This window comes from Streptomyces sp. NPDC007945 (assembly GCF_042958885.1).
In the GTDB taxonomy this organism is placed as follows: domain Bacteria; phylum Actinomycetota; class Actinomycetes; order Streptomycetales; family Streptomycetaceae; genus Streptomyces.
The window spans coordinates 954,698-974,771 of record NZ_JBIBJV010000002.1 but is presented as its reverse complement, the minus strand read 5'-3'; the positions used below and the strand labels follow the sequence as shown (position 1 = coordinate 974,771).

Annotated in this window: 33 protein-coding genes; all 33 read left to right on the top strand. The window is 67.9% G+C overall.

Features of this window, described 5'->3' with window-relative positions:
* Positions 1-73: 73 nt before the first annotated feature.
* The 33 genes from gdhA to rplQ all read left to right on the top strand — a co-directional run bounded on the left by gdhA (position 74) and on the right by rplQ (position 20,040).
* Positions 74-1,615, top strand: a complete 1,542-nt coding sequence (gene gdhA, locus ACFZCF_RS09810) for an NADP-specific glutamate dehydrogenase (protein WP_388437695.1) — start codon at positions 74-76, stop codon at positions 1,613-1,615.
* Positions 1,616-1,740: 125 nt separating this feature from the next.
* Entirely contained in the window at positions 1,741-2,103 is a 363-nt protein-coding gene (locus tag ACFZCF_RS09805) for a YciI family protein (protein ID WP_388437692.1), read from the top strand.
* Between the two features lie 98 nt (positions 2,104-2,201).
* On the top strand, positions 2,202-3,413 hold the full coding sequence (locus tag ACFZCF_RS09800) for a DUF6596 domain-containing protein (protein WP_391286016.1): 1,212 nt from the start codon (positions 2,202-2,204) through the stop codon (positions 3,411-3,413).
* A 427-nt stretch (positions 3,414-3,840) separates the two neighbouring features.
* A complete protein-coding gene (gene rpsJ / locus ACFZCF_RS09795) occupies positions 3,841-4,149 on the top strand; it encodes a 30S ribosomal protein S10 (protein ID WP_003948644.1) in 309 nt (102 codons plus the stop codon).
* 13 nt (positions 4,150-4,162) lie between these two features.
* Complete coding sequence (rplC, locus tag ACFZCF_RS09790) at positions 4,163-4,807, top strand: 50S ribosomal protein L3 (RefSeq protein ID WP_189948240.1); 645 nt, start codon at positions 4,163-4,165, stop codon at positions 4,805-4,807.
* Positions 4,808-4,811: 4 nt separating this feature from the next.
* A complete protein-coding gene (rplD, locus tag ACFZCF_RS09785) occupies positions 4,812-5,462 on the top strand; it encodes a 50S ribosomal protein L4 (RefSeq protein ID WP_388437689.1) in 651 nt (216 codons plus the stop codon).
* Positions 5,462-5,779 (top strand): 50S ribosomal protein L23, encoded by a 318-nt coding sequence (gene rplW, locus ACFZCF_RS09780; RefSeq protein ID WP_030759382.1) that lies wholly within the window; start codon positions 5,462-5,464, stop codon positions 5,777-5,779. Before rplD ends, rplW begins: the two co-directional genes overlap by 1 nt.
* A 39-nt stretch (positions 5,780-5,818) precedes the next feature.
* Positions 5,819-6,655 carry a 50S ribosomal protein L2 gene (gene rplB, locus ACFZCF_RS09775; protein WP_030494254.1) on the top strand — a complete coding sequence of 279 codons (837 nt, stop codon included), beginning with the start codon at positions 5,819-5,821 and terminating at the stop codon, positions 6,653-6,655.
* A 12-nt stretch (positions 6,656-6,667) separates the two neighbouring features.
* Positions 6,668-6,949 (top strand): 30S ribosomal protein S19, encoded by a 282-nt coding sequence (gene rpsS, locus ACFZCF_RS09770; RefSeq protein ID WP_030759378.1) that lies wholly within the window; start codon positions 6,668-6,670, stop codon positions 6,947-6,949.
* A gap of 43 nt (positions 6,950-6,992) precedes the next feature.
* Entirely contained in the window at positions 6,993-7,340 is a 348-nt protein-coding gene (rplV, locus tag ACFZCF_RS09765) for a 50S ribosomal protein L22 (protein ID WP_055517281.1), read from the top strand.
* Positions 7,340-8,170, top strand: a complete 831-nt coding sequence (gene rpsC / locus ACFZCF_RS09760) for a 30S ribosomal protein S3 (RefSeq protein WP_388437684.1) — start codon at positions 7,340-7,342, stop codon at positions 8,168-8,170. The genes rplV and rpsC overlap by 1 nt, the downstream gene beginning before the upstream one ends.
* Before the next feature lie 5 nt (positions 8,171-8,175).
* Complete coding sequence (rplP, locus tag ACFZCF_RS09755) at positions 8,176-8,595, top strand: 50S ribosomal protein L16 (protein ID WP_105868301.1); 420 nt, start codon at positions 8,176-8,178, stop codon at positions 8,593-8,595.
* Positions 8,595-8,819 (top strand): 50S ribosomal protein L29, encoded by a 225-nt coding sequence (gene rpmC, locus ACFZCF_RS09750; protein WP_030494258.1) that lies wholly within the window; start codon positions 8,595-8,597, stop codon positions 8,817-8,819. Before rplP ends, rpmC begins: the two co-directional genes overlap by 1 nt.
* Complete coding sequence (gene rpsQ / locus ACFZCF_RS09745) at positions 8,819-9,103, top strand: 30S ribosomal protein S17 (protein ID WP_388437680.1); 285 nt, start codon at positions 8,819-8,821, stop codon at positions 9,101-9,103. Before rpmC ends, rpsQ begins: the two co-directional genes overlap by 1 nt.
* A gap of 101 nt (positions 9,104-9,204) precedes the next feature.
* On the top strand, positions 9,205-9,573 hold the full coding sequence (gene rplN / locus ACFZCF_RS09740; protein WP_003956455.1) for a 50S ribosomal protein L14: 369 nt from the start codon (positions 9,205-9,207) through the stop codon (positions 9,571-9,573).
* A 2-nt stretch (positions 9,574-9,575) separates the two neighbouring features.
* A complete protein-coding gene (gene rplX, locus ACFZCF_RS09735; RefSeq protein WP_030759367.1) occupies positions 9,576-9,887 on the top strand; it encodes a 50S ribosomal protein L24 in 312 nt (103 codons plus the stop codon).
* Positions 9,884-10,441 (top strand): 50S ribosomal protein L5, encoded by a 558-nt coding sequence (rplE, locus tag ACFZCF_RS09730; RefSeq protein ID WP_106979021.1) that lies wholly within the window; start codon positions 9,884-9,886, stop codon positions 10,439-10,441. The genes rplX and rplE overlap by 4 nt, the downstream gene beginning before the upstream one ends.
* 5 nt (positions 10,442-10,446) lie before the next feature.
* Entirely contained in the window at positions 10,447-10,632 is a 186-nt protein-coding gene (locus ACFZCF_RS09725; RefSeq protein WP_003956452.1) for a type Z 30S ribosomal protein S14, read from the top strand.
* A gap of 223 nt (positions 10,633-10,855) precedes the next feature.
* On the top strand, positions 10,856-11,254 hold the full coding sequence (gene rpsH / locus ACFZCF_RS09720; RefSeq protein ID WP_030494261.1) for a 30S ribosomal protein S8: 399 nt from the start codon (positions 10,856-10,858) through the stop codon (positions 11,252-11,254).
* 20 nt (positions 11,255-11,274) lie between these two features.
* Positions 11,275-11,814 (top strand): 50S ribosomal protein L6, encoded by a 540-nt coding sequence (gene rplF / locus ACFZCF_RS09715; RefSeq protein ID WP_189948236.1) that lies wholly within the window; start codon positions 11,275-11,277, stop codon positions 11,812-11,814.
* A gap of 3 nt (positions 11,815-11,817) precedes the next feature.
* Complete coding sequence (gene rplR / locus ACFZCF_RS09710; RefSeq protein WP_391285738.1) at positions 11,818-12,201, top strand: 50S ribosomal protein L18; 384 nt, start codon at positions 11,818-11,820, stop codon at positions 12,199-12,201.
* Between the two features lie 45 nt (positions 12,202-12,246).
* On the top strand, positions 12,247-12,852 hold the full coding sequence (rpsE, locus tag ACFZCF_RS09705) for a 30S ribosomal protein S5 (RefSeq protein WP_030201551.1): 606 nt from the start codon (positions 12,247-12,249) through the stop codon (positions 12,850-12,852).
* Positions 12,852-13,034 (top strand): 50S ribosomal protein L30, encoded by a 183-nt coding sequence (gene rpmD / locus ACFZCF_RS09700; RefSeq protein WP_005313525.1) that lies wholly within the window; start codon positions 12,852-12,854, stop codon positions 13,032-13,034. The genes rpsE and rpmD overlap by 1 nt, the downstream gene beginning before the upstream one ends.
* A gap of 2 nt (positions 13,035-13,036) precedes the next feature.
* On the top strand, positions 13,037-13,492 hold the full coding sequence (gene rplO, locus ACFZCF_RS09695; protein WP_169088488.1) for a 50S ribosomal protein L15: 456 nt from the start codon (positions 13,037-13,039) through the stop codon (positions 13,490-13,492).
* A 215-nt stretch (positions 13,493-13,707) separates the two neighbouring features.
* Complete coding sequence (gene secY, locus ACFZCF_RS09690) at positions 13,708-15,027, top strand: preprotein translocase subunit SecY (protein ID WP_388437673.1); 1,320 nt, start codon at positions 13,708-13,710, stop codon at positions 15,025-15,027.
* Complete coding sequence (locus ACFZCF_RS09685; protein WP_388437671.1) at positions 15,027-15,674, top strand: adenylate kinase; 648 nt, start codon at positions 15,027-15,029, stop codon at positions 15,672-15,674. Before secY ends, ACFZCF_RS09685 begins: the two co-directional genes overlap by 1 nt.
* A 97-nt stretch (positions 15,675-15,771) precedes the next feature.
* Positions 15,772-16,623, top strand: a complete 852-nt coding sequence (gene map / locus ACFZCF_RS09680; protein WP_388437669.1) for a type I methionyl aminopeptidase — start codon at positions 15,772-15,774, stop codon at positions 16,621-16,623.
* 163 nt (positions 16,624-16,786) lie between these two features.
* Positions 16,787-17,008: a translation initiation factor IF-1 gene (gene infA / locus ACFZCF_RS09675; RefSeq protein ID WP_003956442.1), complete on the top strand. Its 222-nt coding sequence runs from the start codon at positions 16,787-16,789 to the stop codon at positions 17,006-17,008.
* 64 nt (positions 17,009-17,072) lie between these two features.
* The gene (gene rpmJ / locus ACFZCF_RS09670) at positions 17,073-17,186 is read left to right on the top strand and encodes a 50S ribosomal protein L36 (protein WP_003956441.1); all 114 of its coding nucleotides are present in this window, start codon (positions 17,073-17,075) and stop codon (positions 17,184-17,186) included.
* Between the two features lie 189 nt (positions 17,187-17,375).
* The gene (rpsM, locus tag ACFZCF_RS09665) at positions 17,376-17,756 is read left to right on the top strand and encodes a 30S ribosomal protein S13 (protein WP_015035595.1); all 381 of its coding nucleotides are present in this window, start codon (positions 17,376-17,378) and stop codon (positions 17,754-17,756) included.
* A 66-nt stretch (positions 17,757-17,822) separates the two neighbouring features.
* The gene (gene rpsK / locus ACFZCF_RS09660) at positions 17,823-18,227 is read left to right on the top strand and encodes a 30S ribosomal protein S11 (protein WP_006376016.1); all 405 of its coding nucleotides are present in this window, start codon (positions 17,823-17,825) and stop codon (positions 18,225-18,227) included.
* A 139-nt stretch (positions 18,228-18,366) separates the two neighbouring features.
* Positions 18,367-19,389, top strand: coding sequence for a DNA-directed RNA polymerase subunit alpha (locus tag ACFZCF_RS09655; RefSeq protein ID WP_004946635.1), 1,023 nt, complete (start codon positions 18,367-18,369; stop codon positions 19,387-19,389).
* A gap of 180 nt (positions 19,390-19,569) precedes the next feature.
* Entirely contained in the window at positions 19,570-20,040 is a 471-nt protein-coding gene (rplQ, locus tag ACFZCF_RS09650) for a 50S ribosomal protein L17 (RefSeq protein ID WP_030759335.1), read from the top strand.
* Positions 20,041-20,074 lie beyond the last annotated feature (34 nt).

The following is a 20,074-nucleotide window of genomic DNA, read 5'->3' as shown; positions in this document are numbered from 1 at the left end:
CGGGGCCGGGGTTGCCCGCCGCCGCGCCGCCTCCGGGATGGTCCGCGCCGTCTCGCATCCCGGACGGACCCGAATGCTTACTGGTGCGTGCATTCACCTGGATGTAACACTGCGCCCGGCGGCGGTCCCACAGGTGCGGGGGCGCGCGAGGACGCCGCCCGTCAACGCTCGGCAACGGCGCCGAGCTCCGCACCGCTTCCCTGGCGCGTACCGCCGTGCCAGAAGGGGGTACTCCGTGCCGTCCCGTCCCACCGCCGCGACCACCACCGGCAGCGCCCGCTCCGCGCTCGACGCCCTGCGTGCCGAGATCGAGCACCGCAACCCGGCGCAGCCCGAGTTCCACCAGGCCGTCCACGAGGTCCTCGACAGCCTCGCGCCGGTGCTCGCCGCCCGCCCCGAGTACGCCGAGCCGGGGCTCCTGGAGCGGCTCGTCGAGCCCGAGCGGCAGATCGTCTTCCGGGTCCCGTGGCAGGACGACCGGGGCCGCGTGCGGGTCAACCGCGGCTTCCGCGTCGAGTTCAACAGCGCCCTCGGCCCCTACAAGGGCGGCCTGCGCTTCCACCCCTCGGTGAACCTGGGCATCGTCAAGTTCCTCGGCTTCGAGCAGATCTTCAAGAACGCGTTGACGGGCCTGGGCATCGGCGGCGGCAAGGGCGGCAGCGACTTCGACCCGCACGGCCGCTCCGACGCCGAGGTCATGCGCTTCTGCCAGTCCTTCATGACGGAGCTGTACCGGCACCTCGGCGAGCACACCGACGTCCCCGCCGGCGACATCGGCGTCGGCGGCCGCGAGATCGGCTACCTCTTCGGCCAGTACCGCCGCATCACCAACCGCTGGGAGGCCGGCGTCCTCACCGGCAAGGGCACCGGCTGGGGCGGCTCCGCGATCCGGCCGGAGGCCACCGGCTACGGCAGCGTGCTCTTCGCCGCGGCGATGCTGCGCGAGCGCGGCGAGGACCTGGAGGGCAGGACCGCGGTCGTCTCCGGCTCCGGAAACGTCGCCCTGTACACGATCGAGAAGCTCCTCGCGCTCGGCGCGAACCCGGTGACCTGCTCCGACTCCAGCGGCTACGTCCACGACGACAAGGGCATCGACCTGGACCTGCTGAAGCAGATCAAGGAGGTCGAGCGCGGACGGGTGGCCGACTACGCCGAGCGGCGCGGCGCCTCCGCCCGCTTCGTGCCGGGCGGCCGCGTCTGGGAGGTCCCGGCGGACGTCGCCCTCCCCTCCGCGACCCAGAACGAGCTCGACGAGAACGACGCGGCTGCCCTGGTCCGCAACGGCGTCAAGGCCGTCGCCGAGGGCGCCAACATGCCGACCACCGCCGAGGCCGTGCACCTCCTCCAGCGGGCCGGCGTCGCCTTCGGGCCCGGCAAGGCGGCCAACGCGGGCGGGGTCGCGGTCAGCGCCCTGGAGATGGCGCAGAACCACTCCCGTACGTCCTGGTCCGCGGCCCGCGTCGAGGAGGAGCTGGCGGGGGTCATGACGGACATCCACCGCACCTGCGTCGAGACCGCGGAACGCTACGGCGCCCCCGGCGACTACGTCACGGGCGCCAACATCGCGGGCTTCGAGCGGGTCGCCGACGCCATGCTCGCGCAGGGCGTGATCTGACGCGCGCGCCCGGCGGGATCTTTTTCCGAAGATCCCGCCGGGCGATGTCGAGCCCGCCCCGGCGGCTCCGACCGTAGGGTGACAGCGCGCCGCAGGGGCGCGCGGGGACGGGGAGGACACCCGACATGAAGTACGTCGCGATGATCTACGGCAACCAGGCCAAGTGGGACGCGTTCCCGGCCGAGGCCTGGCCGGAGGCGATCGCCCGCCAGGAGGCCTTCAACCGCCGGTACCGCGAGACCGGCGAACTCCTCGGCGCCTACGGCCTCGCGGACGCGGCCGCCGCCCAGCTGGTCCGCCGCGAATCCGGCGTCCCCACCGTCACCGACGGCCCGTACCTGGAGACGAAGGAGTACCTGGCCAGCTTCTACCTCCTCGACTGCGCGTCCCTGGAACGCGCCCAGCAGATCGCCGCCGACATGCCCTTCGCGGACACCGATCCGGTCGAACTGTGGCCCGTCCTCCACGAGTCCACGGCGGACGTGTGAGCACCCCTCCCACCCCGCCCGGCCCCGACGCCCGCCCGCCCGGCCTCCCGTCCGACGGCGGGCCGGCGGGCGGGGACGGGGTCCGGGTCGAGGACGTCCTGCGGGCGTGCGCGCCGCGGGTCCTCGGCCTGCTCGTGCGGCGGCACGGCGACTTCTACGGGTGCGAGGACGCCGTACAGGAGGCGTTGATCGCGGCGGCGCGCCAGTGGCCGGAGCAGGGGGTGCCCGAGCGGCCGGTGTCCTGGCTGCTGACCGTCGCCCACCGGAAGTACGTGGACCAGGTGCGCAGCGAGGCCGCCCGTCGGCGCCGCGAGGACACCGTGGCCCTGGCCACCCCGGCCGCGGAGCTGCTCGCGCCCGCCGCCGACGAGGCGGGGGAGGGGGCCGCGGACGACTCCCTCGCGCTGCTCTTCCTCTGCTGCCACCGGGACCTGTCCCCGCCCAGCCGGATCGCGCTCACCCTGCGGGCGGTCGGCGGCCTCACCACCGCGCAGATCGCCGCCGCGTTTCTGGTGCCGGAGGCGACGATGGCGCAGCGGATCAGCCGCGCCAAGCAGACCGTCCGCGCCGCGGGCGACGCGCTCGCGCTGCCCGAGGGCGAGGACCGCACCGCCCGGCTCGCCGAGGTCCGGCACGTGCTCTACCTCGTCTTCAACGAGGGGTACACGGCGAGCGGCGGCGAGGAGCTGACCGCGCCGGAGCTCTCCACGGAGGCCATCCGGCTCGCCCGCCTGCTGCACCGGCTCGTCCCCGACGACACCGAGACCGCGGGACTGCTGGCCCTGATGCTGCTCACGGACGCCCGGCGCCCCGCCCGGACGGGCCCGCACGGCGAGCTCGTCCCGCTGGCCGAGCAGGACCGCGGCCGCTGGGACGCGTCCCTGGTGGGGGAGGGCGTCGCCCTGCTCGGCCGCACCCTCCCGCGCGGACGGGTGGGGCCGTACCAGCTCCAGGCGGCGATCGCGGCCGTCCACGACGAGGCGGAGTCCGCGGACGCCACCGACTGGCCGCAGATCCTCGCCCTGTACGACCTGCTGGAGCACGCCGCGCCGAACCCCATGGTCAGCTTGAACCGGGCGGTGGCGGTCGCCATGGTCCACGGCCCCGGGGCCGGGCTCGCCCTCCTCGACGCCCTCGCCGCCGACAAGCGGCTCGCCCGCCACCACCGGCTCCTGGCGACCCGAGCGCACCTGCTGGAGCTGACGGGCGAGACCGCGCGGGCCGCCGACGCCTACCGCGAGGCGGCCCGCCGTACGACGAGCGCCCCGGAACGCCGCCACCTCACGGAGCGGGCCCGGCGGCTGGGCTGAGCCCGTGGCGCGCCGGGGGCCTCGTGCTGCCCCTGCGTGTACCCGTACGTGACGTGGGGTACAGTCTTCGACCCCGATTGGCGGCCCGCCCGGGCCGTATGGCAGACTAGCGGGGTTGCTCGGTTGAGTGCCGATGCTGCGCGCCTCCCGCCGGGAGGACCGGAAGCGAGTCCCACAGTACTCGTCGCCCCTGATCAGAGGCGGACGTACGGGAATCTTCCGGGAAGCGTGAGCGGGGTACCAGCCAGGCGTCCGGTGGGTGTTCACCCCCGCCCTGCGGTCTTCGGCCCGCACCCCCTTGGTTGGGAAATCCTTCGGGAGATCTTCGTAGAGGGAGTGCGACACGCCCGACCGCGTGGGTCGGAGGAAGAACGCGAACCGACCGGGTTCCAGGGCGTTAACAAAGAGACAGGACTACGAAGTAGCCATGGCGGGACAGAAGATCCGCATCCGGCTCAAGGCCTACGACCACGAGGTCATCGACTCCTCGGCGAAGAAGATCGTCGAGACGGTGACCCGCACTGGTGCGTCGGTCGCGGGCCCGGTGCCGCTGCCCACTGAGAAGAACGTGTACTGCGTCATCAAGTCGCCGCACAAGTACAAGGACTCGCGCGAGCACTTCGAGATGCGCACGCACAAGCGCCTCATCGACATCCTCGACCCCACGCCGAAGACGGTTGACTCGCTGATGCGTCTCGACCTCCCGGCTGGCGTCGACATCGAGATCAAGCTCTGAGGTGACGCGCGAGATGGCTAAGAACATCAAGGGCATCCTGGGCGAGAAGCTCGGCATGACGCAGGTCTGGGACGAGAACAACCGGGTCGTCCCGGTGACCGTCGTCAAGGCCGGCCCCAATGTCGTGACCCAGGTGCGTACGAACGACGTCGACGGCTACGAGTCGGTCCAGATCGCCTTCGGCGAGATCGACCCGCGCAAGGTGAACAAGCCCCTCAAGGGCCACTTCGCCAAGGCCGACGTCACCCCGCGCCGTCACCTCGTCGAGATCCGTACCGCTGACGCCAGCGAGTACACCCTCGGCCAGGAGATCACCGCCGAGGTCTTCGAGGCGGGCATCAAGGTCGACGTGACCGGCAAGAGCAAGGGCAAGGGCTTCGCCGGTGTCATGAAGCGCCACAACTTCCGTGGTGGCAAGGCCTCCCACGGTGCCCACCGCGTGCACCGCAAGCCCGGTTCGATCGGTGGCTGCGCCACCCCGGGCCGCGTCTTCAAGGGCATGCGCATGGCCGGCCGCATGGGCAACGAGCGCGTGACCACCCAGAACCTGACCGTTCACGCCGTTGACGCGGAGAAGGGCCTGCTGCTCATCAAGGGCGCGGTTCCTGGTCCGAACGGCGGCCTCGTCCTGGTCCGCACCGCGGCCAAGGGGGCCTGAGGATATGAGCACCATTGACATTCTGTCGCCCGAGGGCGACAAGGCGGGGACCATCGAGCTCCCGGCCGAGATCTTCGAAGCCAAGGTCAGCGTCCCGCTGATCCACCAGGTCGTCGTCGCGCAGCTGGCCGCTGCCCGTCAGGGCACGCACAAGACCAAGACGCGTGGCGAGGTCCGTGGTGGTGGCAAGAAGCCTTACCGCCAGAAGGGCACCGGCCGCGCCCGTCAGGGTTCGACCCGCGCCCCGCAGTTCGCCGGTGGTGGCGTCGTGCACGGTCCCGTGCCGCGTGACTACTCGCAGCGGACCCCGAAGAAGATGAAGGCCGCCGCCCTCCGCGGTGCCCTCTCCGACCGGGCGAACCACTCCCGCATCCACGTCGTCACCGGCGTGGTCGAGGGTGACGTCTCCACCAAGGCCGCCAAGACGCTGTTCGGCAAGATCTCGGAGCGCAAGAACCTGCTCCTGGTCGCCGAGCGCGCCGACGAGGCCGCGTGGCTGTCCGCCCGCAACCTGCCCCAGGTGCACATCCTGGAGCCGGGCCAGCTGAACACGTACGACGTGATGCGATCCGACGACGTGGTCTTCACCCAGGCCGCCTTCGAGTCCTTCGTGTCTGGCCCCAAGGCCGACGACAACGAGGGGAACGAAGCCTGATGGCCGAGATCACCAGCAAGACCTTCACGGACCCGCGCGACGTCCTCGTCAAGCCGGTTGTCTCCGAGAAGAGCTACGCCCTGCTCGACGAGAACAAGTACACGTTCATCGTCGCGCCCGGCTCCAACAAGACCCAGATCAAGCAGGCCGTCGAGGCGGTCTTCTCGGTCAAGGTCACCGGGGTCAACACGATCAACCGCCAGGGCAAGCGCAAGCGCACCCGCACCGGTTTCGGCAAGCGCGCCAACACCAAGCGCGCCATCGTGACCCTTGCTGAGGGCAACCGAATCGACATCTTCGGCGGCCCGACCGCCTGACGGCGGTCGAGTCGTCCGATATCGGACGAGGACTGAGAAATGGGTATCCGCAAGTACAAGCCGACTACGCCGGGCCGTCGTGGCTCCTCCGTAGCCGACTTCGTCGAGATCACGCGGTCCACGCCGGAGAAGTCGCTGGTCCGCCCCCTGCACAGCAAGGGCGGCCGTAACAACACCGGTCGTGTGACCGTCCGTCACCAGGGCGGTGGCCACAAGCGCGCCTACCGCGTGATCGACTTCCGTCGTCACGACAAGGACGGCGTGCCGGCCAAGGTCGCTCACATCGAGTACGACCCCAACCGCACCGCGCGCATCGCGCTGCTCCACTACGCGGACGGCGAGAAGCGCTACATCATCGCTCCCAAGGGTCTGACGCAGGGTGACCGCGTCGAGAACGGCCCGGGCGCGGACATCAAGCCCGGCAACAACCTGGCCCTCCGCAACATCCCGGTCGGTACCACGATCCACGCGATCGAGCTCCGTCCCGGCGGTGGCGCCAAGTTCGCCCGCTCCGCGGGTGCCTCCGTGCAGCTGCTCGCGAAGGAGGGCACCATGGCCCACCTCCGCATGCCGTCCGGCGAGATCCGTCTCGTCGACGCCCGCTGCCGTGCCACCATCGGCGAGGTCGGCAACGCCGAGCAGTCGAACATCAACTGGGGCAAGGCCGGCCGCAAGCGCTGGCTGGGTGTCCGCCCGACCGTTCGCGGTGTGGCGATGAACCCGGTTGACCACCCGCACGGTGGTGGTGAGGGCAAGACCTCCGGTGGTCGTCACCCGGTCTCCCCGTGGGGTCAGAAGGAGGGTCGTACTCGTTCGCCGAAGAAGGCTTCGAACAAGTACATCGTCCGCCGCCGCAAGACGAACAAGAAGCGCTAGGAGCGGGTTTAGATGCCGCGCAGTCTCAAGAAGGGACCCTTCGTCGACGGCCACCTCATCAAGAAGGTGGACGCTCAGAACGAGGCCGGTACCAAGAACGTCATCAAGACCTGGTCCCGTCGCTCCATGATCATCCCGGCGATGCTCGGGCACACGATCGCGGTGCACAACGGCAAGACCCACGTCCCGGTGTTCGTCACCGAGTCGATGGTCGGGCACAAGCTCGGCGAGTTCTCGCCGACGCGTACCTTCCGGGGTCACGTCAAGGAAGACCGGAAGTCGAAGCGCCGCTAGTAGCGGATCGCATTCAGACACGTAAGTAACTGAAGGGACAACCATGGAAGCCAGGGCCCAGGCGCGGTACATCCGCGTCACGCCCATGAAGGCCCGCCGCGTGGTGGACCTGATCCGTGGCATGGATGCCACGGAGGCTCAGGCTGTTCTGCGATTCGCTCCGCAGGCAGCCTCCGTGCCGGTCGGCAAGGTGCTCGACAGCGCCATCGCCAACGCCGCGCACAACTACGACCACACGGACGCCAACTCGCTGTTCATCAGCGAGGCGTACGTCGACGAGGGTCCGACCCTGAAGCGGTTCCGTCCGCGCGCCCAGGGCCGTGCCTACCGGATCCGCAAGCGGACCAGCCACATCACCGTGGTCGTCAGCAGCAAGGAAGGAACCCGGTAATGGGCCAGAAGGTTAACCCGCATGGGTTCCGGCTCGGCATCACCACGGACTTCAAGTCCCGCTGGTACGCCGACAAGCTGTACAAGGACTACGTCAAGGAAGACGTCGCCATCCGTCGGATGCTGACGTCCGGCATGGAGCGCGCCGGCATCTCGAAGGTTGAGATCGAGCGCACCCGTGACCGCGTCCGCGTGGACATCCACACCGCTCGCCCGGGCATTGTCATCGGTCGCCGTGGCGCCGAGGCCGACAAGATCCGCGGCCAGCTGGAGAAGCTGACCGGCAAGCAGGTCCAGCTGAACATCCTCGAGGTCAAGAACCCCGAGGTCGACGCTCAGCTCGTGGCCCAGGCCGTCGCCGAGCAGCTCTCCTCCCGCGTCTCCTTCCGTCGGGCCATGCGCAAGAGCATGCAGTCCGCCATGAAGGCCGGCGCCAAGGGCATCAAGATCCAGTGTGGTGGCCGTCTCGGCGGCGCCGAGATGTCCCGCTCGGAGTTCTACCGCGAGGGTCGTGTGCCGCTGCACACGCTCCGCGCGAACGTCGAGTACGGCTTCTTCGAGGCCAAGACGACCTTCGGCCGCATCGGCGTGAAGGTCTGGATCTACAAGGGCGACGTCAAGAACATCGCCGAGGTCCGCGCCGAGAACGCCGCCGCCCGCGCCGGCAACCGTCCGGCCCGTGGCGGTGCTGACCGCCCGGCCGGCCGCGGTGGCCGCGGTGGCGAGCGTGGCGGTCGCGGTCGCAAGCCGCAGCAGGCTTCCGCTGCCGAGGCCCCCAAGGCCGAGGCCGCCGCCGCTCCGGCTGCCGAGAGCACCGGAACGGAGGCCTGACCGAAATGCTGATCCCCCGTAGGGTCAAGCACCGCAAGCAGCACCACCCGAAGCGCGACGGCATGTCCAAGGGTGGCACGCAGGTTGCGTTCGGCGAGTACGGCATTCAGGCCCTCACCCCGGCCTACGTGACCAACCGCCAGATCGAGGCCGCGCGTATCGCGATGACCCGCCACATCAAGCGTGGCGGCAAGGTCTGGATCAACATCTACCCGGACCGCCCGCTGACGAAGAAGCCTGCCGAGACCCGCATGGGTTCCGGTAAGGGTTCGCCGGAGTGGTGGATCGCGAACGTCAAGCCCGGTCGGGTGATGTTCGAGCTGTCCTACCCGAACGAGAAGATCGCGCGTGAGGCTCTGACTCGTGCGGCTCACAAGCTGCCGATGAAGTGCAAGATCGTTAAGCGCGAGGCAGGTGAGCTGTGATGTCGGCCGGTACCAAGGCGTCCGAGCTGCGCGAGCTGGGCAACGAGGAGCTTGTGGCCAAGCTCCGCGAGGCCAAGGAAGAGCTGTTCAACCTCCGCTTCCAGGCGGCGACGGGTCAGCTCGAGAACCACGGCCGTCTCCGGGCGGTCCGTAAGGACATCGCCCGGATCTACACCCTCATGCGAGAGCGTGAGCTCGGCATTGAGACGGTGGAGAACGCCTGATGAGCGAGAACAACGTGACTGAGCAGAAGACCGAGCGCAACGCTCGCAAGGTCCGCGAGGGCCTGGTCGTCAGCGACAAGATGGACAAGACCGTCGTCGTCGCCGTCGAGGACCGCGTCAAGCACGCGCTGTACGGCAAGGTCATCCGCCGTACGAACAAGCTCAAGGCTCACGACGAGCAGAACGCTGCCGGCATCGGCGACCGCGTCCTCCTGATGGAGACCCGGAAGCTGTCGTCGACGAAGCACTGGCGCGTCGTCGAGATCCTCGAGAAGGCCAAGTAATCCCTCCTAGGGGGACCCCCTAGGAACAGTTCCGCCAGGCTCGGTGGGGGCCGCTGACCAGTGGCCCCCGCCGGGAACCGGCAGACAATCAGGAGATAGACGTGATCCAGCAGGAGTCGCGACTTCGCGTCGCCGACAACACTGGTGCCAAGGAGATCCTTTGCATCCGTGTTCTCGGTGGCTCGGGTCGCCGCTACGCGGGCATCGGTGACGTCATCGTCGCCACCGTCAAGGACGCGATCCCCGGTGGCAACGTGAAGAAGGGTGACGTCGTCAAGGCGGTCATCGTTCGCACCGTCAAGGAGCGTCGTCGTCAGGACGGCTCGTACATCCGCTTCGACGAGAACGCCGCCGTCATTCTGAAGAACGACGGCGACCCTCGCGGCACCCGTATCTTCGGCCCGGTGGGCCGTGAGCTGCGCGAGAAGAAGTTCATGAAGATCATCTCGCTCGCGCCGGAGGTGCTGTAAGCATGAAGATCAAGAAGGGCGACCTGGTCCAGGTCATCACCGGCAAGGACAAGGGCAAGCAGGGCAAGGTCATCGCGGCCTACCCCGCCGAGTCCCGCGTCCTGGTCGAGGGTGTCAACCGGGTCAAGAAGCACACGAAGGCCGGCCCGAACCAGGCCGGCGGCATCGTGACCACCGAGGCGCCGGTCCACGTCTCCAACGTCCAGCTGGTCGTGGAGAAGGACGGCAAGAAGGTCGTCACGCGTGTCGGTTTCCGCTTCGACGACGAGGGCAACAAGATCCGCGTTGCCAAGCGGACGGGTGAGGACATCTGATGGCTACCACCACTCCGCGTCTCAAGACGAAGTACCGCGAGGAGATCGCGGGCAAGCTGCGTGACGAGTTCAAGTACGAGAACGTCATGCAGATCCCCGGCCTCGTGAAGATCGTGGTCAACATGGGTGTCGGCGACGCCGCCCGTGACTCGAAGCTGATCGAGGGCGCGATCCGCGACCTCACCACGATCACCGGTCAGAAGCCGGCCGTCACCAAGGCCCGCAAGTCCATCGCGCAGTTCAAGCTGCGCGAGGGCCAGCCGATCGGTGCCCACGTCACCCTCCGCGGTGACCGCATGTGGGAGTTCCTGGACCGCACCCTGTCGCTCGCGCTGCCGCGCATCCGCGACTTCCGTGGCCTGTCGCCGAAGCAGTTCGACGGCCGCGGCAACTACACCTTCGGTCTCACGGAGCAGGTCATGTTCCACGAGATCGACCAGGACAAGATCGACCGTACCCGGGGTATGGACATCACCGTGGTGACCACGGCGACCAACGACGACGAGGGCCGTGCCCTTCTGCGTCACCTCGGCTTCCCGTTCAAGGAGGCGTAAGCGAGATGGCGAAGAAGGCTCTCATCGCGAAGGCTGCCCGCAAGCCCAAGTTCGGTGTGCGTGCGTACACCCGCTGCCAGCGCTGCGGTCGCCCCCACTCCGTGTACCGCAAGTTCGGCCTGTGCCGCGTGTGCCTCCGTGAGATGGCTCACCGTGGCGAGCTGCCGGGCGTGACCAAGAGCTCCTGGTAATTCCCCTTCGCCCTTTGGGCGTTGGCGAATGACCGGAGTCTCTCGGTAAGCATTGGGTTGGCGGACTCCCACTCCCGCATGGCTTAGGCTAGTGGGGTTGGGCGTCCGCCGCCCTTACGACTTACTACGCCGTAGGTCCACCGCACCGCACCCGCCCCGTCTCGGATCGGGGAGAGGGATGGTGCACCAGGAAACCCCGGCGAGAGAGGCCGAAGGCCAATTCATGACCATGACTGATCCGATCGCAGACATGCTCACGCGTCTGCGTAACGCGAACTCGGCGTACCACGACTCCGTGACGATGCCGCACAGCAAGATCAAGTCGCACATCGCGGAAATCCTCCAGCAGGAGGGCTTCATCACCGGCTGGAAGGTCGAGGACGCCGAGGTCGGCAAGAACCTCGTCATCGACCTCAAGTTCGGTCCGAACCGTGAGCGCTCCATCGCGGGCATCAAGCGGATCTCGAAGCCGGGCCTCCGGGTTTACGCGAAGTCCACCAACCTGCCGAAGGTCCTCGGCGGCCTGGGCGTGGCGATCATCTCCACGTCCCACGGTCTCCTGACCGGCCAGCAGGCGCAGAAGAAGGGCGTGGGTGGGGAAGTCCTCGCCTACGTCTGGTAGTCGGGAACGGAGGAATAGCAATGTCGCGAATCGGCAAGCTCCCCATCACGGTTCCCGCCGGCGTGGACGTCACCATCGAGGGCCGCACGGTCACGGTCAAGGGTTCCAAGGGCACCCTGAGCCACACCGTCGCCGCGCCGATCGAGATCGTTAAGGGCGAGGACGGCGTTCTGAACGTCACCCGTCCGAACGACGAGCGTCAGAACAAGGCCCTCCACGGCCTGTCCCGCACGCTGGTGGCCAACATGATCACCGGTGTGACCCAGGGGTACGTCAAGGCGCTCGAGATCAGCGGTGTCGGTTACCGCGTGGCCGCGAAGGGCTCCGGCCTGGAGTTCCAGCTCGGCTACAGCCACCCGATCCTGGTGGAGGCCCCCGAGGGCATCTCCTTCAAGGTCGAGTCGCCGACCAAGTTCTCGGTCGAGGGCATCGACAAGCAGAAGGTCGGCGAGGTCGCCGCGAACATCCGCAAGCTGCGTAAGCCCGACCCGTACAAGGCCAAGGGCGTCAAGTACGCGGGCGAGGTCATCCGCCGCAAGGTCGGAAAGGCTGGTAAGTAAGCCATGGCATACGGTGTCAAGATCGCCAAGGGCGACGCTTACAAGCGCGCTGCCAAGGCGCGCCGTCACCTGCGCATCCGTAAGAACGTGTCGGGTACGGCGGAGCGTCCGCGCCTCGTCGTGACGCGTTCGAACCGCGGTATCACCGCGCAGGTCATCGACGACCTCAAGGGTCACACCGTCGCGTCGGCGTCCCACCTGGACGCTTCGATCCGCGGTGGCGAGGGCTCGAAGTCCTTGCAGGCCCAGCAGGTCGGCGCCCTGGTCGCCGAGCGCGCCAAGGCCGCCGGTGTCGAGGCCGTCGTGTTCGACCGTGGTGGCAACAGGTACGCCGGGCGCATTGCCGCTCTGGCTGACGCCGCCCGCGAAGCCGGGCTGAAGTTCTAAGCCCCGGTTCCGGGACTAACGGACGTAACAGAGAGAGGTATTCCAATGGCTGGACCCCAGCGCCGCGGTAGCGGTGCCGGTGGCGGCGAGCGGCGGGACCGGAAGGGCCGCGACGGTGGCGCTGCCGCCGCCGAGAAGACCGCGTACGTTGAGCGCGTAGTCGCGATCAACCGCGTCGCCAAGGTTGTCAAGGGTGGTCGTCGCTTCAGCTTCACCGCGCTCGTCGTGGTGGGTGACGGTGACGGCACCGTGGGTGTCGGTTACGGCAAGGCCAAGGAGGTGCCGGCCGCCATCGCCAAGGGTGTTGAGGAGGCCAAGAAGCACTTCTTCAAGGTCCCCCGCATCCAGGGCACCATCCCCCACCCGATCCAGGGCGAGAAGGCTGCGGGCGTCGTCCTGCTCAAGCCGGCTTCCCCCGGTACCGGTGTTATCGCCGGTGGCCCGGTGCGCGCGGTTCTCGAGTGCGCCGGCGTCCACGACATCCTGTCGAAGTCGCTCGGCTCCGACAACGCGATCAACATCGTGCACGCGACCGTGGAGGCCCTCAAGGGCCTGCAGCGTCCCGAGGAGATCGCGGCTCGCCGTGGTCTGCCGCTCGAGGACGTCGCCCCCGCGGCTCTGCTCCGTGCGCGTGCGGGAGCGGGTGCGTAATGGCTCGCCTCAAGATCACGCAGACGAAGTCGTACATCGGCAGCAAGCAGAACCACCGCGACACGCTGCGTTCGCTCGGGCTCAAGCGCCTGAACGACGTGGTCGTCAAGGAGGACCGCCCCGAGTTCCGCGGAATGGTGCACACCGTCCGCCACCTCGTGACGGTTGAGGAGGTCGACTGATCATGGCGGAGAACAACCCGCTCAAGATCCACAACCTCCGTCCCGCCCCGGGCGCCAAGACCGCCAAGACCCGAGTGGGTCGTGGTGAGGCGTCGAAGGGTAAGACGGCCGGTCGTGGTACCAAGGGCACCAAGGCGCGTTACCAGGTTCCGGAGCGCTTCGAGGGTGGGCAGATGCCCCTCCACATGCGTCTCCCGAAGCTCAAGGGCTTCAAGAACCCGTTCCGCACCGAGTACCAGGTCGTGAACCTGGACAAGCTGGCCGCGCTCTACCCGCAGGGTGGCGAGGTCACGGTGGCCGACCTGGTCGCCAAGGGTGCCGTTCGCAAGAACCAGCTCGTCAAGGTCCTGGGCCAGGGCGAGGTCTCCGTGGCGCTGCAGGTGACGGTCGACGCCGTCTCCGGCTCCGCCAAGGAGAAGATCGCCGCCGCCGGCGGCACCGTCACCGAGCTCGTCTGAGACGACTCGATGGCCTGAACATCCGACCGGGGATGCCTCCCAAAAGGGGCATCCCCGGTTGGTCGTTCCTAGGGGGGCATGGTCGCCGGTAAGGTGGCGTGCACCGTCCATGCTCATGCGGTATAGACCGCCGGGGCCGGGGCGGACCACCCAGTCATTGTCGAATCACAAAACCGTCACCTCTGACGCATAGCGCGGGGGTCGCAGGAGGCACCGTGCTCACCGGCTTCGCCCGGGCGTTCAAGACGCCCGACCTGCGCAAGAAGCTGCTCTTCACGCTGGCGATCATCGTGCTGTACCGCCTCGGGGCACACGTCCCCGTCCCCGGCGTCAGCTACGAGGCCGTCCAGATGTGCGTGGACCAGGCGAGCGAGGGCAACAACAGCCTGTTCGGCCTGGTGAACATGTTCAGTGGCGGCGCACTGCTGCAGATCACCATCTTCGCGCTCGGCATCATGCCGTACATCACGGCGAGCATCATCCTGCAGCTGCTCACCGTCGTGATCCCGCGACTGGAAGCCCTCAAGAAGGAGGGCCAGAGCGGTACGGCGAAGATCACGCAGTACACCCGTTACCTGACGATCGCGCTGGCGATCCTCCAGGGCACGGGCCTCGTGGCCACCGCCAAGAGCGGCGCTCTCTTCAGCGGCTGCAACGTCGCCGACCAGGTCGTCCCGGACCCGTCGATCTTCACCATCGCCACCATGGTCATCACCATGACCGCGGGCACCGCCATCGTCATGTGGCTCGGTGAGCTCATCACCGACCGCGGCATCGGCAACGGCATGTCGATCCTCATGTTCATCTCGATCGCCGCCGGCTTCCCCGGCGCCCTGTGGGCCATCAAGGAGAGCGGCAAGCTCGCCCAGGGCTGGATCGAGTTCGGCACCGTCATCCTCATCGGCTTCGTGATGGTGGCCCTCGTGGTCTTCGTCGAGCAGGCGCAGCGCCGCATCCCGGTGCAGTACGCGAAGCGCATGATCGGCCGCAGGTCGTACGGCGGTACGTCCACTTACATCCCGTTGAAGGTGAACCAGGCAGGTGTGATTCCTGTCATCTTCGCCTCGTCGCTGCTCTACATCCCGGCGCTGGTCGCGCAGTTCTCCAACTCCACCGCGGGCTGGAAGACCTGGATCGAAGCCCACTTCGTCAAGGGTGACCACCCCTACTACATCGCGACGTACTTCCTCCTGATCGTGTTCTTCGCCTTCTTCTACGTGGCGATCTCGTTCAACCCCGAGGAAGTCGCGGACAACATGAAGAAGTATGGTGGCTTCATCCCGGGTATCCGGGCTGGTCGACCTACTGCCGAGTACCTGAGCTACGTGCTCAACCGGATCACTTGGCCGGGCTCGCTGTACTTGGGTCTGATCGCTCTTGTGCCGACGATGGCGTTGGCAGGCTTCGGCGGTGCCAATGCCAACTTCCCCTTCGGTGGGACGAGCATCCTCATCATCGTGGGTGTCGGGCTGGAGACCGTGAAGCAGATCGAGAGCCAGCTCCAGCAGCGCAATTACGAAGGGTTCCTCCGCTGATGCGAATCGTCCTCGTCGGACCGCCCGGGGCCGGCAAGGGAACGCAGGCTGCGTTCCTCGCCAAGAACCTGGACATCCCGCACATCTCCACCGGCGATCTGTTCCGTGCCAACATCTCGCAGGGCACGGCGCTGGGCCTGGAGGCGAAGGGTTACATGGACCGGGGCGAGCTCGTCCCGGACGAGGTGACCATCGGGATGGCCAAGGACCGCATGGAGCAGGCGGACGCCGCGAACGGCTTCCTGCTCGACGGTTTCCCGCGCAACGTGGCTCAGGCCGAGGCCCTGGATGTCGTCCTGAAGGCCGACGACATGCAGCTGGACGCGGTTCTGGACCTCGAGGTCCCCGAGGACGAGGTCGTGAAGCGGATCGCGGGTCGCCGCATCTGCCGCAACGACTCCTCGCACGTCTTCCACGTCGAGTACAACGCCCCGAAGACCGCGGGCGTCTGCGACACCTGTGGAGGCGAGCTCTACCAGCGTGCCGACGACTCCGAGGAGACCGTCCGCACCCGCCTGGAGGTCTACCACACGCAGACCGAGCCGATCATCGACTACTACCGGGCGCAGAACCTGGTCGTGACGATCTCGGCGCTCGGCAAGGTGGACGAGGTCACGGCGCGGGCGATGAACGCGCTGAAGAAGTAACCCCACGCTCACGCGGTACGGCCGCGGTGCCCCTGACGGGCGCCGCGGCCGTATCGTTGTTCTGTCCCCGTACGCGCAAGGAAAGGCCCCCGTCACGATGGTGCAGATCAAGACCCCCGAGCAGATCGCGAAGATGCGCGAGGCGGGGCTGGTCGTCGCCGCCATCCACGCGGCCACCCGCGAGGCGGCCGTGCCGGGCGCCACGACGAAGGACCTGGACGAGGTCGCGCGCAAGGTGATCGCCGACCACGGGGCGAAGTCGAACTTCCTCGGGTACGGCGGTTTCCCCGCGACCATCTGCACCTCGGTCAACGAGGTCGTGGTCCACGGCATCCCCGACGAGAAGACCGTCCTCAAGGACGGCGACATCATCTCGATCGACGCCGGCGCGATCGTCGACGGCTGGCACGGCGACGCGGCGTACACCGCCTTCGTCGGCACCGGTCACGCCCCGGAGCTGATCGAGCTCTCCCGGGTGACCGAGGAGTCGATGTGGGCCGGCATCGCCGCGATGCGGGTGGGCGCGCGCCTGGTCGACATCTCGAAGGCGATCGAGTCGTACATCAAGCGCCAGCCGCGGCCCTCCGTCGGCGAGCACAGCCTCGGCAAGTACGGCATCGTCGAGGACTACGGCGGCCACGGCATCGGCACCGAGATGCACATGGACCCGCACCTGCTGAACTACGTCTCCCGCAAGCGCGGCAAGGGCCCGAAGCTGGTCCCCGGCTTCTGCCTGGCCATCGAGCCCATGGTCTCCCTGGGCACGCCGCACACCGAGGTCCTGGCGGACGACTGGACGGTCGTCTCCACGGACGGCACCTGGTCCTCCCACTGGGAGCACAGCGTCGCCCTCACCGAGGAGGGCCCGCTGGTCCTGACCGCGGTCGACGGCGGCAGGGCGAAGCTGGCGGAGCTGGGCGTCACGGCCGCCCCGGACCCCCTGGCGTGACCGGGGTCCCGGCGGGCGAGTAATGATCTCCCGCGTTGGGCAGACTCCCCGGATTCGTCTTTTCCAGGGGCCTGACGTAGACTGATGCGTCGGCTCTCGTGTACCCGTGTGTCCGCACCGGGGAGTGAGAGTCGATCAAGGTAGCCGATTCGAAAGGCGAAGCGTGGCCAAGAAGCAAGGTGCCATCGAAATCGAGGGCACCGTGATCGAGTCCCTCCCGAACGCCATGTTCAAGGTGGAGCTCCAGAACGGTCACAAGGTCCTCGCGCACATCTCCGGCAAGATGCGGATGCACTACATCCGAATCCTTCCGGACGACCGGGTCGTCGTGGAGCTCTCTCCGTACGACCTGACGCGTGGCCGGATCGTCTACCGCTACAAGTAGATCTTGCCCGCACCCCCGCCTCCGCGCGCGGGTGGTGGCACTGACCCGGAGAACCTCACATCCCATGAAGGTCAAGCCGAGCGTCAAGAAGATCTGCGACAAGTGCAAGGTGATCCGCCGTCACGGCCGGGTCATGGTCATCTGCGACAACCTGCGCCACAAGCAGCGCCAGGGCTGACGCACGCCGACCGACCTGCAATTTCGCAGTTCTTCGCGCGACGCATAGCAACACGTACATACGCAGAGCCCGTCCGACCGCGCACGCGGTTGACGGCACCTCCGGCGGGGGCCGGGGACCCGACCTGTACCTCATACGGCAGCCGGGAACGGTTCTGCAGCAGACCCCCGAGAACACAGGAGCCATTGAATGGCACGCGTTTCCGGTGTTGACATCCCGCGCGAAAAGCGTGTGGTGGTCGCACTCACCTACGTCTTCGGCATCGGGCGTACCCGGTCCGAGGAGATTCTCGCCGCGACCGGCGTGAACCCGTCCACCCGTGTCCGCGACCTTGCCGAGGAAGACCTCGTCAAGATCCGCGAGTACGTGGACGCCAACCTCCAGACCGAGGGTGACCTCCGCCGCGAGATCGCCGCCGACATCCGCCGCAAGGTCGAGATCGGCTGCTACCAGGGCCTTCGCCACCGTCGTGGCCTGCCCGTCCGCGGTCAGCGCACCAGCACGAACGCTCGTACCCGCAAGGGCCCGCGTCGCGCCATCGCCGGCAAGAAGAAGCCGGGCAAGAAGTAGTCCTCAGCGGACGCTCGACCAAGCGGTCTTCGCTGTAGGACCGACCACCTCCCGTAGGAGTAAGAGATGCCCCCCAAGGGACGTCAGGGCGCTGCCAAGAAGGTGCGCCGCAAGGAAAAGAAGAACGTCGCTCACGGCCACGCGCACATCAAGAGCACGTTCAACAACACGATCGTCTCGATCACGGACCCCGCGGGCAACGTGATCTCCTGGGCCTCCGCCGGCCACGTCGGCTTCAAGGGCTCGCGCAAGTCCACCCCCTTCGCCGCGCAGATGGCCGCCGAGTCGGCCGCCCGCCGCGCGCAGGAGCACGGCATGCGCAAGGTCGACGTCTTCGTCAAGGGTCCCGGCTCCGGCCGTGAGACCGCGATCCGCTCCCTCCAGGCCACCGGCCTCGAGGTCGGCTCGATCCAGGACGTCACCCCCACGCCGCACAACGGCTGCCGTCCCCCCAAGCGCCGCCGCGTCTGACGCGTCGCCTGCTTGACCTGGGCCTTTCGGGCGGTGCCCCTCTTTCGAGGTGCGCCGCCCGTACCCTTGCAGTACGCAGTGCCGCAAGACCCCGTCGGGCGTCAAATAGTGGGCGTCCACGACTGAAGGAATCACAGACATGCTTATCGCTCAGCGTCCTTCGCTGACCGAAGAGGTCGTCGACGAGTTCCGCTCCCGGTTCGTCATCGAGCCGCTGGAGCCGGGCTTCGGCTACACCCTCGGCAACTCGCTCCGCCGCACCCTCCTCTCCTCGATCCCGGGCGCCGCTGTCACCAGCATCCGGATCGACGGTGTCCTGCACGAGTTCACCACCGTGCCGGGCGTCAAGGAGGACGTCACCGACCTCATCCTCAACATCAAGCAGCTGGTCGTCTCCTCGGAGCACGACGAGCCGGTCGTGATGTACCTGCGCAAGCAGGGCCCGGGTCTGGTCACCGCCGCCGACATCGCGCCCCCGGCCGGTGTCGAGGTGCACAACCCCGACCTCGTCCTGGCGACCCTGAACGCCAAGGGCAAGCTGGAGATGGAGCTGACCGTCGAGCGCGGTCGCGGCTACGTCTCCGCCGTCCAGAACAAGCAGGTGGGCCAGGAGATCGGCCGCATTCCGGTCGACTCCATCTACTCGCCGGTTCTCAAGGTCACCTACAAGGTCGAGGCGACCCGAGTCGAGCAGCGCACCGACTTCGACAAGCTCATCGTCGACGTCGAGACCAAGCAGGCCATGCGCCCGCGCGACGCCATGGCGTCCGCCGGCAAGACCCTGGTCGAGCTGTTCGGTCTCGCCCGCGAGCTGAACATCGACGCCGAGGGCATCGACATGGGCCCGTCCCCGACGGACGCCGCCCTTGCCGCCGACCTCGCGCTGCCGATCGAGGAGCTGGAGCTCACCGTCCGCTCCTACAACTGCCTCAAGCGCGAGGGCATCCACTCCGTGGGTGAGCTCGTGGCGCGCTCCGAGGCCGACCTGCTCGACATTCGCAACTTCGGTGCGAAGTCGATCGACGAGGTCAAGGCGAAGCTGGCCGGCATGGGCCTGGCCCTCAAGGACAGCCCGCCCGGATTCGACCCGACCGCCGCGGCCGACGCCTTCGGCGCCGACGACGACGCGGACGCCGGGTTCGTCGAGACCGAGCAGTACTAAGAGCTCGGGCCCTCGGGTCCGTACCCGGGTGCGGGTGGACCGCGGCTGTTCGCGCAGTTCCCCGCGCCCCTTCCGGCCTCGTCCCTTCGGGGCTCGTCCGGATCTTCGACAGGCATCCGCCTGCTCGGATACTGACACCGGTACCTCATACGGCCGGTGCAGATCACAAGGAGAAACACCATGCCGCGTCCCGCGAAGGGTGCCCGCCTCGGCGGTTCCGCCGCTCACGAGAAGCTGCTGCTCGCCAACCTGGCGAAGTCGCTGTTCGAGCACGGCCGCATCACGACGACCGAGGCCAAGGCCCGCCGTCTGCGTCCCGTCGCCGAGCGCCTGATCACCAAGGCGAAGAAGGGCGACATCCACAACCGTCGCCTGGTGCTGCAGACGATCACCGACAAGGGCATCGTCCACACCCTCTTCACCGAGATCGCCCCGCGCTACTCGGAGCGTCCGGGTGGCTACACCCGCATCACCAAGATCGGCAACCGTCGTGGCGACAACGCCCCGATGGCCGTGATCGAGCTGGTCGAGGGCGAGATCGCCAAGAAGGCGACCGTCGCCGAGGCCGAGGCCGCCACCAAGCGCGCCGTCAAGGAGGCCGACGAGGCCCCCGCCGCCGAGGCGACCGAGGACGAGGCGAAGGACGCGTAAGCGTTCCCGCGACGTTTCTCGCGGACGGGCCCGT

Coding starts and splice junctions, on each gene's coding strand:
- gdhA (WP_388437695.1), top strand. CDS start 74: ATGCTTACTGGTGCGTGCATTCACCTGGATGTAACACTGCGCCCGGCG.
- ACFZCF_RS09805 (WP_388437692.1), top strand. CDS start 1,741: ATGAAGTACGTCGCGATGATCTACGGCAACCAGGCCAAGTGGGACGCG.
- rpsJ (WP_003948644.1), top strand. CDS start 3,841: ATGGCGGGACAGAAGATCCGCATCCGGCTCAAGGCCTACGACCACGAG.
- rplC (WP_189948240.1), top strand. CDS start 4,163: ATGGCTAAGAACATCAAGGGCATCCTGGGCGAGAAGCTCGGCATGACG.
- rplD (WP_388437689.1), top strand. CDS start 4,812: ATGAGCACCATTGACATTCTGTCGCCCGAGGGCGACAAGGCGGGGACC.
- rplW (WP_030759382.1), top strand. CDS start 5,462: ATGGCCGAGATCACCAGCAAGACCTTCACGGACCCGCGCGACGTCCTC.
- rplB (WP_030494254.1), top strand. CDS start 5,819: ATGGGTATCCGCAAGTACAAGCCGACTACGCCGGGCCGTCGTGGCTCC.
- rpsS (WP_030759378.1), top strand. CDS start 6,668: ATGCCGCGCAGTCTCAAGAAGGGACCCTTCGTCGACGGCCACCTCATC.
- rplV (WP_055517281.1), top strand. CDS start 6,993: ATGGAAGCCAGGGCCCAGGCGCGGTACATCCGCGTCACGCCCATGAAG.
- rpsC (WP_388437684.1), top strand. CDS start 7,340: ATGGGCCAGAAGGTTAACCCGCATGGGTTCCGGCTCGGCATCACCACG.
- rplP (WP_105868301.1), top strand. CDS start 8,176: ATGCTGATCCCCCGTAGGGTCAAGCACCGCAAGCAGCACCACCCGAAG.
- rpmC (WP_030494258.1), top strand. CDS start 8,595: ATGTCGGCCGGTACCAAGGCGTCCGAGCTGCGCGAGCTGGGCAACGAG.
- rpsQ (WP_388437680.1), top strand. CDS start 8,819: ATGAGCGAGAACAACGTGACTGAGCAGAAGACCGAGCGCAACGCTCGC.
- rplX (WP_030759367.1), top strand. CDS start 9,576: ATGAAGATCAAGAAGGGCGACCTGGTCCAGGTCATCACCGGCAAGGAC.
- ACFZCF_RS09725 (WP_003956452.1), top strand. CDS start 10,447: ATGGCGAAGAAGGCTCTCATCGCGAAGGCTGCCCGCAAGCCCAAGTTC.
- rpsH (WP_030494261.1), top strand. CDS start 10,856: ATGACCATGACTGATCCGATCGCAGACATGCTCACGCGTCTGCGTAAC.
- rplF (WP_189948236.1), top strand. CDS start 11,275: ATGTCGCGAATCGGCAAGCTCCCCATCACGGTTCCCGCCGGCGTGGAC.
- rplR (WP_391285738.1), top strand. CDS start 11,818: ATGGCATACGGTGTCAAGATCGCCAAGGGCGACGCTTACAAGCGCGCT.
- rpsE (WP_030201551.1), top strand. CDS start 12,247: ATGGCTGGACCCCAGCGCCGCGGTAGCGGTGCCGGTGGCGGCGAGCGG.
- rpmD (WP_005313525.1), top strand. CDS start 12,852: ATGGCTCGCCTCAAGATCACGCAGACGAAGTCGTACATCGGCAGCAAG.
- rplO (WP_169088488.1), top strand. CDS start 13,037: ATGGCGGAGAACAACCCGCTCAAGATCCACAACCTCCGTCCCGCCCCG.
- ACFZCF_RS09685 (WP_388437671.1), top strand. CDS start 15,027: ATGCGAATCGTCCTCGTCGGACCGCCCGGGGCCGGCAAGGGAACGCAG.
- map (WP_388437669.1), top strand. CDS start 15,772: ATGGTGCAGATCAAGACCCCCGAGCAGATCGCGAAGATGCGCGAGGCG.
- rpmJ (WP_003956441.1), top strand. CDS start 17,073: ATGAAGGTCAAGCCGAGCGTCAAGAAGATCTGCGACAAGTGCAAGGTG.
- rpsM (WP_015035595.1), top strand. CDS start 17,376: ATGGCACGCGTTTCCGGTGTTGACATCCCGCGCGAAAAGCGTGTGGTG.
- rpsK (WP_006376016.1), top strand. CDS start 17,823: ATGCCCCCCAAGGGACGTCAGGGCGCTGCCAAGAAGGTGCGCCGCAAG.
- ACFZCF_RS09655 (WP_004946635.1), top strand. CDS start 18,367: ATGCTTATCGCTCAGCGTCCTTCGCTGACCGAAGAGGTCGTCGACGAG.
- rplQ (WP_030759335.1), top strand. CDS start 19,570: ATGCCGCGTCCCGCGAAGGGTGCCCGCCTCGGCGGTTCCGCCGCTCAC.